This window comes from Streptomyces sp. NPDC003379, from assembly GCF_053589195.1.
In genome coordinates this window covers 1-16,007 of the sequence record NZ_JBSFRK010000091.1, presented here as the reverse complement: position 1 = coordinate 16,007, position 16,007 = coordinate 1, and the positions used below count along the sequence as shown (strand labels likewise).

At 73.8% G+C, this 16,007-nt stretch carries 4 protein-coding genes; all 4 read left to right on the top strand.

The window, feature by feature from the left end:
- Nucleotides 1–41: 41 nt before the first annotated feature.
- A complete protein-coding gene (locus tag ACWDVB_RS39220; protein ID WP_451519771.1) occupies nt 42–4,706 on the top strand; it encodes an amino acid adenylation domain-containing protein in 4,665 nt (1,554 codons plus the stop codon).
- Entirely contained in the window at nt 4,703–6,022 is a 1,320-nt protein-coding gene (locus tag ACWDVB_RS39215) for a cation:proton antiporter (protein WP_451519772.1), read from the top strand. The genes ACWDVB_RS39220 and ACWDVB_RS39215 overlap by 4 nt, the downstream gene beginning before the upstream one ends.
- Nucleotides 6,023–6,036: 14 nt before the next feature.
- On the top strand, nt 6,037–7,035 hold the full coding sequence (locus tag ACWDVB_RS39210) for a phytanoyl-CoA dioxygenase family protein (RefSeq protein ID WP_451519773.1): 999 nt from the start codon (nt 6,037–6,039) through the stop codon (nt 7,033–7,035).
- 87 nt (nt 7,036–7,122) lie between these two features.
- On the top strand, nt 7,123–16,007 hold an 8,885-nt coding region (locus tag ACWDVB_RS39205), incomplete at its 3' end, for an amino acid adenylation domain-containing protein (protein WP_451519774.1).

The following is a 16,007-nucleotide window of genomic DNA, read 5'->3' as shown; positions in this document are numbered from 1 at the left end:
GGGTGGAGTCGGGTGCGGTCAGTGGGCGTGCGGGGCTGGCGGTGCGGGAACGTCCCGGGACGATCCCGCTGTCGTACGCCCAACGACGCCTGTGGTTCATCGACCGCTTGGAAGGCCCCAGCGCCACCTACAACATCCCGCTCGTCCTGCGTCTCACCGGCGACATCGACCGCCCCGCCCTCCGCGCGGCCCTCACCGACCTCGTCACCCGTCACGAAAGCCTGCGCACCGTCTACCCCGAGCACGACGGAGTGCCCTGCCAGCGCATCCTCGACCCGGCAGAAGCCTGCGTCGAACTGGAGGAGTCACAGGTCGCCCCCGACGAACTGCGGGCAGCCATCGAGGAGAGCGTCCTGCACGGCTTCGACCTGGCCACCCGGCCGCCGCTGCGCGCCGAACTGCTCACCACCGGCACGGACACCGCCGCCCTCGTCCTGGTCATGCACCACATCACCGGCGACGGCTGGTCACACACCCCCATGCTGCGCGACCTGTCCACCGCCTACGCGGCGCGCCGGACCGGCGAGGCCCCACAGCGGCAGCCACTGCCGGTCCAGTACGCCGACTACACGCTCTGGCAGCGCGAGACACTCGGCGACGACAGCGACCCGGGCAGCGAGCTCAACCGCCAACTCGCCTACTGGAAGCACAGGTTGGCCGCTCTGCCCGAAGAGATGGAGTACCGCACCGACCGCCCGCGCCCCGAGATCGCCACCCACCGCGGCGACAGCGTGCCGCTCGAACTCGGCGCCGCCGAGCATGCCGCCGTCTCCGAGCTGGCCAGGGCGAACGGGGTCAGCGTCTTCATGGTGCTCCAGGCGGCCCTCGCCGCGCTCCTGACCCGTATGGGCGCCGGGACCGACATCCCGCTCGGCGCCCCGACCGCCGGCCGGACCGACAGCGCGCTCGACGACCTCGTCGGCTTCTTCGTCAACACGCTGGTGCTGCGCACCGACACCTCGGGTGATCCGACCTTCCGTGAACTCCTCGCCCGGGTACGGGAGTCGGACCTCGCCGCCTACGCCCACCAGGACGTCCCCTTCGACCGGCTGGTCGAGGAGCTCAACCCGGCGCGCTCCCTCGCCCGCCACCCCCTCTTCCAGGTCATGCTGATCCTGCACAACACCGCGGAGCCCGACGTCGACCTGCCCGGGCTGCGGGCACGGGTCGAGGGGGCCGAGGCCCCGGTCGCCCGGTTCGACATGTCGTTCAGCCTGTGGGAGCGGTACGGGAACGACGGCGACGCGCAGGGCATCAAGGGCCGGATACGGTACGCCGCCGACCTGTTCGACCGGCCCACGACGGCCGCCCTCGCCGCCCGCTTCCAGCGGCTGCTCACCGCCGCCGCCCACGACCCCGACCTCACCGTCGACGCGCTGCCGGTGCTGGACGAGGAGGAACGGCGTGAGCTGCTGGTGGTCCGCAACGACACCGCGCACCCCTTCCCCGACGGCTCCCTGCCCGACCTCTTCCGCGACCGGGCGGCCCGCACCCCACAGGCCATCGCCTTCGAGGACGGGACGACCACGCTCACGTACCGCGAACTGGACCAGCGCTCCGACCACCTCGCGGCCACGCTCACCGCCCACGGCGTGGGCACGGAGGACCGGGTGGCGCTGCTGCTCGGCAGCCGGGCCGAGCACGTCGTCGCGGTCCTCGCCGTGACCAAGGCCGGCGGCGTGTACGTGCCGCTGGACCGGCGCAGCCCGCGGGCCAGGCTGCGGCACATCCTCGACAGCACCCGGGCGGTGGCCGTCGTCGCGGACCGCACGACCCTCGCGGACATCCCCGACGGCCCGGCCGCGATCGTGCGGGCCGACGAACGTGCGGCCCACGAGGCCGGGGCACCCCGTATCCACGTGCACCCCGACCAGCTCGCGTACGTCATCCACACCTCGGGCTCCACGGGTCTGCCCAAGGGTGTCGCCGTCTCCCACCGCAGCGTCGTCGACATGGTCCACTACCGCTGGTGGGGGCACGGCGCCGACGACCGCGTGCTGATGCATCTGCCCGTCTCCTTCGACGCCTCGACGTACGAGCTGTGGGGGCCGCTGCTGCGCGGCGCGCGGATCGTCGCCTTCGACGGAGAGGCCACGGACATCGGGGGCCTGGCCCGCACGATGACCGGACACCACGTGACGGCGGGCCTCTTCGGCGAGGGGCTGTTCCGGCTCCTCGCGGAGAACGACCCGGAGTGCTTCGCGGGGGTGCGCGACATCTACGTGGGCGGCGACGCCGTCTCGGCCACCGCCGTGCGCAAGGTCCTCGCGCACGCCGGTGAGGCCCGGCTGACCAACACGTACGGACCCACCGAGTGCACCCAGTGCGCGGTCCACCACGCCCTGACGGCCGAGGACGTCACCCGTGACTCCGTGCCCATCGGGCGCCCGCTCGACAACACGCGCGTCTACGTCCTCGACGACCGGCTGCGGCCGGTGCCGCCCGGCGTCACCGGTGAGCTGCACATCGCCGGCACCGGCCTGGCCCGCGGCTACGTCGAGCAGCCGGGGCTCACCGCCGAACGCTTCGTCGCCGACCCGTTCGGCCCCGCGGGAAGCCGCATGTACCGCACCGGCGACCGCGTCTGGTGGCGCCGCGACGGCGTCCTGGAGTTCGCCGGGCGCACCGACACACAGGTCAAGATCCGCGGGTTCCGCATCGAGCCCGGCGAGGTCGAGTCCGCGGTCGCCGCCTGCCCCGGGATCTCCCAGGCCGTGGTGGTCGCCCACGAGGCACGGCCGGGGGACCGGCGGCTGGTCGCGTACGCCGTGGCCGCGCCGGACGTGTTCGACGAGGCCGCGCTCGCCCGGCAGGTCGCCGCGGCGCTCCCCGACTACATGGTCCCCGCCGCCTTCGTCCGCCTGGACGCCCTTCCGCTGAGCCACAACGGAAAACTCGACAAGTCGGCCCTGCCCGCGCCCGAGTTCACGGCCGGCGCGGGCCGGGCGCCCGGCGACGCCCGTGAACGCGTCCTGTGCGCACTCGTCGCCGACCTGCTCGGCCTGCCCGAGGTCGGCGTCGACGACAACTTCTTCGCCGTCGGCGGCGACAGCATCGTCTCCATCCAGCTGGTGGCGCGGGCCCGGCAGGCCGGGCTGCTCATCACGCCGCGCGACGTCTTCCAGTACCAGAGCGTGGCCGCCCTCGCACTGGCCGCCAGGGACGCCGGCACCGCGCGGACACCGGCCGACGACGGCGTCGGTCCCGTCACCGTCACGCCGATCATGGCGTGGCTGCGCGAACGCGGCGGCCCCTACGCGGGGTTCAACCAGTCGCTGCTGCTGCGCGTGCCGCCCGCCCCGGACCGCGCCGGCCTCGTCCGCGCGGTGCAGGCGGTCCTCGACCGGCACGACATGCTGCGCGCCGTCCTGTCCCGCTCGGACGACGGGCGGTGGACGCTGCGGACCCGGCCCGTCGGCGCGGTGCGCGCCGAGGAGTGCGTACGGCGTGTCGCGCTGCCACCGGACGGCGAGGAGGCCGACGGCTGGGCGCGGACCATCGCCGACCACGGCGAGGCGGCACGGCGCGAACTCGACCCGGACAGCGGCGTCATGACACGGGTCGTCTGGTTCGACGCGGGCCCGGACCGCGAGGGCCGGCTGCTGATGATCGCCCACCACCTCGTCGTCGACGGAGTGTCGTGGCGTGTCCTCGCCCCGGACCTGATGTCCGTCTGGCACGACCGTACGGCCGGCCCCGCGGCCGGACTCGCGCCCGTCACCACCTCCTTCCGCGGCTGGGCCCACCGGCTCGCCGAGCAGGCGCTCACCCCTCAGGTGCGGGACGAGCTGCCCTTCTGGCGGGCCGTGGGCGCCACCACCGATCCGCCGCTCGGCCACCGGCCGCTGGACCCCGCAAGGGACACCGTCGGGACCACCCGCAGGGTGACCGCCGAACTGCGCGCCGAGGACACGGCGCCACTCCTGACGACAGTGCCCACGGTGCTGCGCGCCGCCGTGGACGAGGTGCTGCTGAGCGGCTTCGCGCTGGCGCTGGGCCGCTGGCGGGCCGACGGCGACCCGGCCGCGTACCCGCAGGGCCCGGCCCGGCACACCGCGGCCCTCCTCGACCTGGAGGGCCACGGCCGTGATGAGACGGGCAGTGCGGGTGACGCGGGTGAGGAAGTCGATCTGAGCCGCACCGTCGGCTGGTTCACCGCTCTGTACCCGGTCGCGGTCGACCCCGGTGCCGTCTGGCGCGAAGGCGACGCGGCGGCCGCGGGAGAGGGGCTGCGCGCCGTCAAGGAACAGCTGCGCGCGGTGCCCCGCAAGGGCCTCGGCCACGGCCAACTGCGCCACCTCGACCCGGAGTCGGCCGGTGTGCTTGCCGGGGCGGCGGCGCCGCAGATCGGCTTCAACTATCTGGGCCGCGTGCGGGTGGACGCGGGCGCCGAGCGCTGGGGAGGTGCGCCCGAGGACGTCCGGATCGCCTCCGCCGACCCGGACATGCCGTGCGCCCACGCGCTGGAGATCAGCGCGATCACACACGACACCCCGACAGGGCCCCGGCTGCGGGCGACCCTCACCTGGCCCGAAGGCCTCTTCGACGAGCGGCGGATGCAGGCCCTGGCCGACCTCTGGTTCGCCGCACTCGACGCGCTCGTCCGGCACGCGGACGACCCGGCGGCAGGCGGGCACACCCCCTCCGATCTGACGCTGGTGGACCTCACCCAGGACGAGATCGACGAACTGGAGGCAGAGCTGTGAGCGGTGACCTGCTGACCCGCCTCCTGGTGGGTGCCGCCGTGATGATGGTGCTGTGCCGGGTCCTCGCGGCGCTCGCCGCCCGGGTCGGGCAGCCGCCCGTCGTCGCCGAGATGGTGGCCGGCATCGCCCTCGGCCCCTCCCTGTTCGGGCTGCTGCTGCCGGACGCCCAGGCGTGGGTGTTCCCGGCCGACAACACGCCGGTGCTGTACGCGCTCGGCCAGCTCGGGATCGCCTTCTACATGTTCCTGGTCGGCCTCGAGTTCAGCGGCGCCATCGTCCGCGGCACGGGCCTTGCCCGGCGCTTCGTGTCGGTGTCGTTCGCGGGCATGACCGCCCCGTTCGTGCTCGGGATCGCCGCGACCTACGCGGTGTTCCGGGCCCAGCCCTCGGCGGTACCGGAGAAGGGCCTGATCGAAGGAGCCCTGTACGCCGGGGTCGTCGCCTCCGTCACCGCCCTGCCGATGCTCGCACGGATCATCGAGGAGGAGGGCCTGCTCGGATCACGGGCCGGGACGGTCGCGCTCGGCGCGGCAGCCGTGGACGACGTGGTCGCCTGGGTCGGCATCGGGCTGATGCTCACGCTCACCGGCACGGGCCACACCGACCCGCTGCTCACGGTCGCCGGCTTCGCCGTGTTCGTCGCGCTCCTGTTCACCGTGGTACGGCGCGTGCTGCGCACCTTCCTCACGGCCTCCCTGGACCGGGGCGGGCAGGGATTCCTGCCTCTGGTGTGCGCGCTGCTCTTCGCGGCCTGCGCCGCCACAGAGTTCCTCGGACTGCACGTGGTGATCGGCGCGTTCGTGCTGGGCCTGGCCTTCCCCAAGAGCGAGGCGCTGTCCCGCTGGTCGGCCTCCGTACGGCCGTTCGCGGTCGGCGTGCTGCTGCCCTTCTACTTCGTCTACACGGGGCTGCGCACACAGATCCAGGCCCTCGACGCGGGCCCCCTGCTCCTGGGCGTTGGGGTGCTCCTCGCCGCGTCGGTGATCGGGAAGCTGGGCGCCTGCACGGTGGCGGCCCGGCTCCAGGACCCCGGCTGGCTGCCTGCGCTACGGGTCGGCGTCCTGATGAACACGCGCGGACTCGTCCAGCTCATCGCGCTCAACATCGGCCTGGAGGCCGGGCTGCTCACCCGGACGCTGTTCACCCAGCTCGTGATCGTGGCCGTCCTGTCCACGGTCCTCACGGCCCCCGGACTCGCCCTGACCGCCCGGCTCGAACGCCGTCGCCGCCCGGCGGACGCGCCCCCCACGGAAGAGCGGGCGGCCCCGGCCGCCGCTCCAGACGAAGACCGCACCGGTCGACCCGCTCGACCATGAAGAAGGGACCGCACGTGTCAGCACCGACCCCGCCCGTCCTGGCGCCCCGCGAGGCGCTCGCCCGCGACGGCTTCGTGGGCCCGTTCCCCCGCTTCGCCGACCTCGACACGATCGGCGAAATCGCCGACTTCTACCAGGACATGCTGGACAACCCGCCCGAGCAGCCTCTCTACAAGAGGTACTCGGTACGCGACTGGCACCTGGTCAACGACAAGGTGCGCGACCTGCTGACCGCACCGGAGCTCCTCGCCAACCTGCAACTCGCCACCGGCGCCGAGTCGATGATCCTCTGGCGCACCAAGCTCTTCGAGAAGTACCCCGGAGACGGCGCGATCGACTGGCACCAGGAGTACGGCTACTTCGACGGCGAGGAGGTCGGCGGCCACCGCCCGGCCCTCTTCCCCTTCGGCTCGACCGGCGAGTGGGACTGGACGCTCTGGCTCGCGCTCACCGACGTGTCCGAGGACGACGGCGTGATGGAGTACGTCAAGGGCTCGCAGCGCAGCGCCTACCCCAAGCGCATGGTCAAGCTCACCGACTCCGGCGCCTTCGTCGACCCGCGCAACCGGATCAGGACCAAGGAAGAGCTGCTCGCCCGCGCTGCCGACAACAGCCTCATCCTCGACATCGACACCCGCCGCGTGTACGAGGGCGTCGACGCCCGACAGCACTCGCTCGACGAGCTGTTCGACATCCTCGCCGCCCACGTCGACCAGCTCCAGGCCGTCGTCACCGAACCCTTCGAACTGAAGCCCGGCGACACCCGGACCATGCCGATGAAGGCCGGCGAGTACGTCATCTTCAGCGAGCGCTGCATGCACCGCTCCCGCGCCTCGCTGCCCGGCGCCAAGATGCGCCTGGCCGTCAACGCCCGCTACACCCTCGGCGACACCTGGGTGTACCCCCAGCGCGTCACGGGCGACACCTTCGACGGCTCGAACCTCGACATCAGCGACCACCGCTGCATCCGCCTCTTCGGAGACCGCTTCAACCCCGCCAACGCCTACCTCTGACCCCGGACCCCGCTGCCCCGGCCGAGGCCGGGGCCGGGGCGCCCGACCGACGTACCGCCGAGTGCGACGCTGCCTGGAGGACGACAAGTGACCCGCAAGACACGTGCCGGCGATGCCCGGCCCGCACTCGACGACGTACTGCCCCTGACCTCCTTGCAGGAAGGCCTGCTCTTCCACTCCCTGTACGACGACCGGCAACCGGACGTGTACACCGTCCAGCTCGCCGTGGGCCTCGCCGGACCCCTGGACGCCGAACGGCTGCACGACGCGGCCCGCGCACTGCTGCGCCGCCACCCCAACCTCGGGGCCGGGTTCCGGGTGACCGGGTCCGGCAAGGCGGTCCAGTACCTCCGCAAGGACACCGAACCGCACTGGCGGGAGACGGACCTCACCGCGCTCGCCCCCGACCGGCGCGCGGCCGCACTCGACGCACTGCGCGAGGAACAGCGCACCACCCGCTTCGACCTCGACCGGCCACCGCTCATCCGCTTCCTGCTGGTCCAGGAGGAAGCGGAGCTGCACCGCCTGATCGTCACCAACCACCACATCCTGATGGACGGCTGGTCGGGCCCGCTGCTGCTGCGCGACCTGATGGCGCTGTACGAACACCGGGGCGACACCGCGAGACTGCCGGCCGTCACCCCATACCGCACCTTCCTCGGCTGGCTGGCCGGACAGGACACCGAGAGCGGGCTGCGCGCCTGGAGCGCGGCACTGGACGGGCTCCAGGAGCCGACGCTGCTGGCCCCCCGGGGCGGGACGGCGCCGCCCATCCGGCCCGAACAGCTCACCGTGGAGCTGCCCGACCGGCTCGGCGAGGCGCTCCAACGCCGGGCGGCCGTCCACAAAGTGACGGTGAACACCGTCGTCCAGGCCGTCTGGGCGCTGCTCCTCGGCCGGCTGACCGGCCGGGACGACGTGGTGTTCGGGGCCACCGTCTCCATCCGGCCGCCGGAGATCCCCGGCGTCCAGGGCATGGTCGGCCTGTTCATCAACACCGTGCCCGTCCGGATCCGGCTGCGGCCCGAAGAGACCTTCGCCGGCCTCCTCACCCGGGTGCAGGGCGAACAGGCGCTGCTGATGGGCCATCAGCACATCGGGCTCGGCGACATCCAGCGGCCGGCCGGCCCCGGCGACCTCTTCGACACCACCGTGGTGACCGAGAACTTCCTGGTGGAGCGGGAGTCCCTGGAGCGCGCCGTGGCCGGCGTACGGCTGACCTCCGCCGACGGGCACGACGCCACCCACTACACCCTCGGTCTCATCGCCGCCCGCTCCGGCGAACGCCTCGAACTGCGCCTGGAACACGGCCCGGACGTGTATCCGCGCGCCGCCGCCGAAGCCCTCATGCGGCGCTTCACGCTGCTGCTCGAAGCGCTCGCGTACACCCCCGACCTGCCCACGGGCCGCGTCGGTGTGCTCGGCGCCGACGAACGCCGCGTCCTGCTGGAGGACTTCAACGACACCGCGTTCCCGCTGCCCGGCGACAGTCTCGTCGACATCTTCCAGCGCCGCGCCGCGCGGACCCCCACGGCCACGGCCGTCGTCCACGACGGCGAGAGCACCGACTACGCCGCGCTCAACACCCGTGCCAACCGGCTCGCCCGGCACCTGACGAGCCTCGGCATCGGCGCCGAGGACATCGTGGCCCTCGCCCTGCCCCGCTCCACGCGCGCCGTCGCCGCCCTGCTCGCCGTACTCAAGACCGGTGCCGCCTACCTGCCCCTCGACCTCGACGACCCGGCGGACCGCATCGCCGGGCTCCTCGCCGACGCCCGCCCCGCCCTGCTGCTCACCGAGTCCGGACCGCTGCGCCGGCTGCCCGCCACCGACGTCCCCGTCACCCTCCTGGACGCCCCGGACACGGCCGACGCCCTCGAACGGCGCGCGGCCACGGACCCCGCGCCCGCGGACCTCCCGCGCCCCGCGCACCCGGACCACGCCGCCTACGTGCACTACACCTCGGGCTCGACCGGCGCGCCCAAGGGCGTCGTCGTGCCCCGCGGCGCCCTCGCCAACCTCTTCCTCAGCCACCAGGAACACGTCTTCACGCCCGCCGCGGCCGACGCCGGACGGGAACGGCTGCGGATCGCCCACACCGCCGGCCTCTCCTCCGACGCGCTCTGGCCGCCCCTGCTGTGGATGATCGCCGGACACGAGCTGCACCTGGTCCCCGACGACGTGCGACGCGACGCCCAGGCGCTCTGCCGGTACGTCGCCGAACACCGCGCCGACATCGTCGACGTCACCCCCACCTACGCCCAACTCCTGTTGTCCGAAGGGCTTCTGGACTCCGGTCTGCGGGGCGTCATGGTCGGCGGCGAGCAGATCGGCGAGGGCCTGTGGAAGGACCTGCGGGCCGCGGGCATCGTGGGCCGCAACTTCTACGGGCCCACCGAGACGACCGTCGACTCCCTCGTCGCCTCCCTCCAGGACGAGGCCCGGCCCGTCATCGGACACCCCATCGGCAACACCCGCGTGTACGTGCTCGACAGCGGGCTCCAGCCGGTGCCGCCGGGCACCGACGGAGAGCTCTACATCGCGGGCGCCGGACTGGCCCGCGGCTATCTGGGCCGCTCGGCACAGACCGCCGGGCGGTTCGTCGCCGACCCGTTCGGCGGACCCGGGACGCGCATGTACCGGACCGGGGACCTGGTGCGGCAGCGTACCGACGGCGTGGTGGAGTACCTCGGACGCACCGACGACCAGGTCAAGATCCGCGGCTTCCGCGTCGAGCCGGGCGAGGTCGAGGAGACTCTGCGCGAACTGGGCGACCTGGCCCAGGTCGCCGTCGTGGTCCACGAGGTGACCCCCGGCGACCGGCGGCTGGTCGGCTACGCCGTGCCGCGCCCCGGTGCCGTGCTCGACCCCGACGCGCTGCGCAGGGCCGCCGCCGAGGCGCTGCCCGCCCACATGGTCCCGGCCGCCGTCATGGCCCTGGACGCCCTCCCGCAGCTCGCCACCGGCAAGGTGGACCGCAAGGCCCTGCCCGCACCGGAGCTGACCGGCAGCCGTGACGCCCGCGCCCCGCGCGACCCGCGCGAGGAGGTGCTGTGCGGCCTGTTCGCCGAAGTCCTCGGCGTGGCACGGGTCGGCGTCGACGAGAGCTTCTTCGACCTGGGCGGACACTCGCTGTCCGCGACCCGCCTTGTCAGCCGGATCCGGGCGACGCTCGGCACGGAACTGCCGGTCCGCGCGCTCTTCGAGGCACCGACGGTGGCCGCGCTCGCGCGGCGGCTCACGCGGCGGCTCGCGCACGCCGACGAGCGGCCGGCCGAGCCCGTGGTGCCGGTGGCACGGCCCGAGGTGGTGCCGCTGTCGTCCGCCCAGCGCCGGATGTGGTTCCTCCACCGGCTCGGCGGCCAGGCCTCCGCGTACAACATCCCGGTGGCCGTACGGCTCCGCGGCGAGCTGGACCCGGGCGCGCTGCGCGCCGCGCTCACCGACGTCGTGGCCCGGCACGAGGCGTTGCGGACGCTCTTCCAGGAGAACGGCGGGGAACCGCACCAGGTGATCCTCGACGCCGCGGACGCCGTCCCCACGCTCGACGTGGTCGGAACGGACGAGGCCGGGCTCGCCCGCGAGATATCCGCGTGCGTCGGCCAGGGCTTCGACCTCGCAGGGGAACTCCCGGTGCGCGCCCGGCTCATCACCCTCGCGCCGCGCGAACACGTCCTGGTCCTCGTCACCCACCACATCGTCAGCGACGGCTGGTCGTCGGCGCCCCTCGCCAGGGACCTCGGGACGGCCTACGCCGCACGCCGCGAGGGACGCGCCCCCGACTGGCGCCCCCTGCCCGTCCAGTACGCCGACTACACCCTCTGGCAGCACCGGCACCTGGGCACGGAGGACGACCAGGAAAGCCGGATCAGCCGCCAGCTCGCCCACTGGACCCGGACCCTGCGCGACCTCCCCGACAGCCTGGACCTGCCCTTCGACCGGCCCCGGCGCACGGCCGGGGGAACACCTGGCCGCACCGTGCGCTTCACGCTCGACGCGGAGCTCCACGGCCGCATGGCCGCCCTCGCCCGGACCCGCGGCGCGACCCTCTTCATGACGCTCCAGGCCGGCCTGGCCGCACTCCTCGCCCGGCTGGGCGCGGGGCACGACATCCCGATCGGCGCCCCGATCGCCGGGCGCACCGACGAGGCGACCGAGGACCTCGTCGGCCTGTTCCTGAACACCCTCGTCCTGCGGACCGACACCAGCGGCGACCCGAGCTTCCGCGAGCTGATGGACCGCGTACGCGCCGTCGACCTGGCGGCCTACGCGCACCAGGACCTGCCGTTCGAGCGGCTCGTGGAGGTGCTCAACCCCGACCGCGTCCCGGGCCGCAACCCGCTCTTCCAGGTGTCGCTCACCCTCGACAACGCCCCCGACGCGCACCTGGCACTGCCCGGCCTTGAGGTGGCCCCCCAGCCGCTGCCGGGCGCGGCGGTCAAACTCGACCTGCTGTTCAACCTCCGCGAGCGGCGCGGCACCGACGGCAGCCCCGGCGGCATCGAGGGCATCGCGCAGTACAACGCCGACCTGTTCGACCACGCCACCGTGGAAACCCTCATGGAGCGACTGGAACGGCTGCTGCGCGCCGCCGTGGCCCAGCCCGGCCGCCCTCTCAGCGGCCTGGACCTGCTCGACCCCGGCGAGCGCACCCGGCTCCTCACCGAATGGGGCGCGGGGGAGGGCGGCCACCCGGACTCGGACCCGTCCGTGCTGCTCCCCGCCCTCTTCGAGCGGCAGGCGCACCGGACGCCGGACGCGCCCGCCGTCACCGACGGCGAGACCGAACTCTCGTACGCACAGCTGAACGCCCGCGCCAACCGGCTGGCCCGGCTGCTGACCGACCACGGCGCGGGCCCCGAGCGGCTGGTGGCCGTGGCGCTGCCCCGCCGCGCCGACCTGGTCGTCACCCTGCTCGCGGTGCTGAAGTCCGGTGCCGCCTACCTCCCCGTGGAACCGGACCTGCCCGCCGACCGCGTCGCCGCCATGCTGGCCGACGCCCGGCCCGTCCAGGTGGTCACCGCCGACGGCGTCGACGTGCCGCTGCCACCCACCGCGATCCGGCTGGACGCCCCCGCGACCCGGGCCGCGCTGGCCGCCCTCCCGGCGGACGACCCGGACGACGGTGACCGGACGGCGCCGCTCGCCGGGCGCCACCCGGCCTACGTCATCTACACCTCCGGAACCACCGGCCGCCCCAAGGGCGTGGTGATCGAGCACCGCTCCCTGCGCGAGTACCTCGGCTGGGCCGCCGCCCGCCACCCGGGCACACGCGGTGTCACGGCGGTGCACTCGCCCGTCTCCTTCGACCTCACGGTCACGGCGCTGTACACACCCCTGATCTCCGGTGGCCGCGTACGCGTCGTCGACCTCTTCGGCGCCTCGGGTCCCGGGCCCGAGGTGACGCCCGAGCCGGGCTTCGCCTCCTTCATGAAGATCACGCCGAGCCACCTTCCGCTGCTGTCCGCCCTCGACGACGGCTTCTCCCCCTCGGCGGAACTCGTCGTGGGCGGCGAGGCCCTGACGGGCCGTGACCTCGCGCGGTGGCGGCGCCGCCACCCCGGGGCCACCGTCGTCAACGCGTACGGACCCACCGAGTCCACCGTCAACTGCACCGAGTTCCGGGTGGCACCCGGCGACGCCCTGCCCGACGGGAACGTCCCCATCGGCAGGCCACGCGGCAACTGCCGGGTCCTCGTCCTCGACGACGCGCTCCAGCCCGTACCCGCGGGAACCACGGGGGAGCTGTACCTCGCCGGACCGCAGCTCGCGCGCGGCTATCTGGGCCGGCCGGCGCTGACCGCCGAGCGGTTCGTCGCCGACCCCTTCGGCGGCCCCGGCGAGCGCATGTACCGGACCGGAGACCTGGTGCGCTGGCGCGCGGACGGCAACCTGGAGTTCACCGGCCGGGCCGACGACCAGGTCAAGATCCGCGGGTTCCGCGTCGAACTCGGCGAGATCGAGGCCGCGCTCGCCGCGCACCCCACGGTCGGCCGGGCCGTGGCGACGGTGCGCGAGGACCGGCCCGGGGACAAGCGGCTGGTGGCGTACTGCGTACCCGCCGCAGCCGAGGCCCCTGGCACTGGTACTGGTACTGGTACCGGTACCGAAGCCGGGGCAGGCGGCGGACACGAGGCGCCGGATCCCGCCGCACTGCGCCGCTTCGTCGCCGGACACCTGCCGGAGTACATGGTCCCCACGGCGATCGTGGTCCTCCCCGAGCTGCCACTGACCGCCCACCGCAAGCTGGACCGCGCCGCCCTGCCCGCGCCGCGCCACGGCGCGACGGAACAGGCCGGGGGACAGCGCACCCCGCACGAGGACATCCTGCGCGGCCTGTTCGCGGACGTCCTCGGCACCGACGAGGTGGGCCCGCACGACAGCTTCTTCTCCCTCGGCGGCCACTCGCTCCTCGCGATCCGCCTCCTGAGCCGGATCCGCCGGGCCTTCTCCGTGCAGCTGGGCATCCGCACCCTCTTCGAGACGCCCACCCCCGCGGGCCTCGCCGAGGCCGTGCGCGGCTCCGGTCCGGGACCACGCCCGGCGCTCGCCCCCGCCGACCGTCCCGACCCGCTGCCACTGTCCTACGCCCAGCGCCGCCAGTGGTTCATCAACCGGCTCGACCCGGACAGCCCCCTCTACAACCTGCCGATCACGCTGCGGCTGCGCGGACCGCTGGACCGGGCGGCCCTGGACGCCGCGCTGACCGACGTGGTGGCCCGCCACGAGAGCCTGCGCACCGTCTTCCCCGAGCGGGACGGCGAACCCGGCCAGCGCGTCCTCGACCCCGCGTCCCTGGCGGGCACGCTGCTGCGCACCGCCGCGGTGACCGAGGCCGACCTCGGCGAAGCCGTCGCCGAGGCCGCCCGCGCGGGCTTCGACCTGACGGTGCGCCCGCCACTGCACGCGACCCTCCTCGAACTGGGCGAGCGCGACCACGTGCTCGTCCTGGTCCTGCACCACATCGCGGGTGACGCGATGTCGATGCGCCCACTCGGCGCGGACTTGGCCGCCGCGTACACGGCGCGCCGGGAGGGCGGCGCCCCACGATGGGAGCCGCTGCCGGTCCAGTACGCCGACTACACGCTCTGGCAGCGCGAGGTACTCGGCGACGCGAACGACCAGGACAGCGAGCTGTGCCGCCAACTCGCCCACTGGAAGCAGGCATTGGCGAACCTGCCGGAAGAGCTGCCGCTGCCCGCCGACCGGCCGCGCCCCGCCACGGGACCCCAGCGCGGAGCGCGGCTGCGCTTCTCCTGCGACGCCACCCTGCACCGGCGGCTCATCGAGCTGGCCCGCGCCACCGGCACCAGCCTCTTCATGGTCGTCCAAGCGGCGTTCGCCGCCGTGCTCAGCAAGAGCGGCGCCGGTGCCGACATCCCGATCGGCACCCCCATCACCGGACGGTCCGACGAGACCCTGGATGACCTGGTCGGCTTCTTCCTCAACACCCTGGTGCTGCGCACCGACACCTCCGGCGACCCGACTTTCCATGAACTGCTCGCGCGCGTCAGGGACACCGACCTCGCCGCCTACGACCATCAGGAGCTGCCGTTCGAGCGGCTGGTGGAGGAGCTGAACCCGCCGCGTTCGCTGGCCCGTCACCCCCTCTTCCAGGTGGCCCTCACCGTGCAGAGCGGCGACGGCGGCCGGTTGACGCTGCCGGGCCTCGCGGTCGAGACCGTGTCGAACGAGACCCTGTGGGCGCGCTTCGACCTGTCCCTGGCCCTGGGCGAACTGCGCGACCCCGACGGAGCGCCCGACGGCCTCGACGGCGTCGCCGAGTACTCCGCCGAACTCTTCGACGCCTCGACCGTCCAGTCGCTGCTGCGGCGCCTGGAGCGGGCGCTCGCCGCGGTGACGGACGACCCCGGCGTCCGGCTCGGCGCCCTCGACGTCCTCGACCCGGCCGAACGGCACGACCTCCTGGTGACCCGCAACGACACCGAGCACCCCGTCCCGCGGACCCCGGTGCACCGGCTCGTCGAGGCCCAGGCACACAAGACCCCGTCGGCCACCGTCGTGAGCGACGATCAGGAGACGCTGACCTACGCCGAGTTGGACGGACGGGCGAACGGTGTGGCGCGCCTGCTCGCCGAGCGGGGCGCGGGCCCGGAGTCGGTGGTGGCGCTCGCCGTGCCGCGCTCCGTGGACGCGGTCGTGGCGATGCTCGCGGTGTCCAAGACCGGTGCGGCGTTCCTGCCGGTGGACGTGGACTTCCCCACGGAGCGCGTACGTTTCGTCCTCCAGGACGCCGCCCCTGTGCTGGTCCTCGCGACACGGGAGACAGCGGCGAAACTGCCCGCCGAGCCCGCCCTGCCCACGGTCCTGATCGAGGACGCGCGGCCGGTCACCGACTGGGCGGCCGCGGTGCCGGCGCTGCCGGACAATCCCGCGTACATCCTCTACACCTCGGGCTCCACCGGCCGCCCCAAGGGCGTCGCGATCCCGCACGCCGCGCTCGCGAACTTCCTCGCCTCCATGGCCGAGTTGGTGCCGCTGGATCCGCGCGACCGCTGGCTGGCCGTGACGACCTTCGGCTTCGACATCAGCCTCCTTGAGGTCTTCCTGCCGCTCATCTCGGGGGCGACCGTGCTGGTCGCCGGGCGTGACGTGGTCCGCGACCCCGCAGAGCTGGCCCGCCGACTGCGCGCCGACGGCGCCACGGTGATGCAGGCGACACCGAGCCTGTGGCGGACGCTGCTCGACGCCGCCCCGGACGCCGCCGACGGACTGCGCGCGCTGGTCGGCGGCGAGGCCCTGGACGACGCCCTGGCGGCCCGACTCGCGGACCGCGCGCTGTCCGTACGGAACATGTACGGCCCGACGGAGACGACCATCTGGTCGACTTCCGCGGCTGTCGTGCCCGGGGCTTCTGTGGTGGTGGGTGGTCCTTTGTGGAATACGCGGGTGTATGTGCTGGATGGTGGTTTGGGTGTGGTGCCGTTTGGTGTGGTGGGTGAGTTGTATGT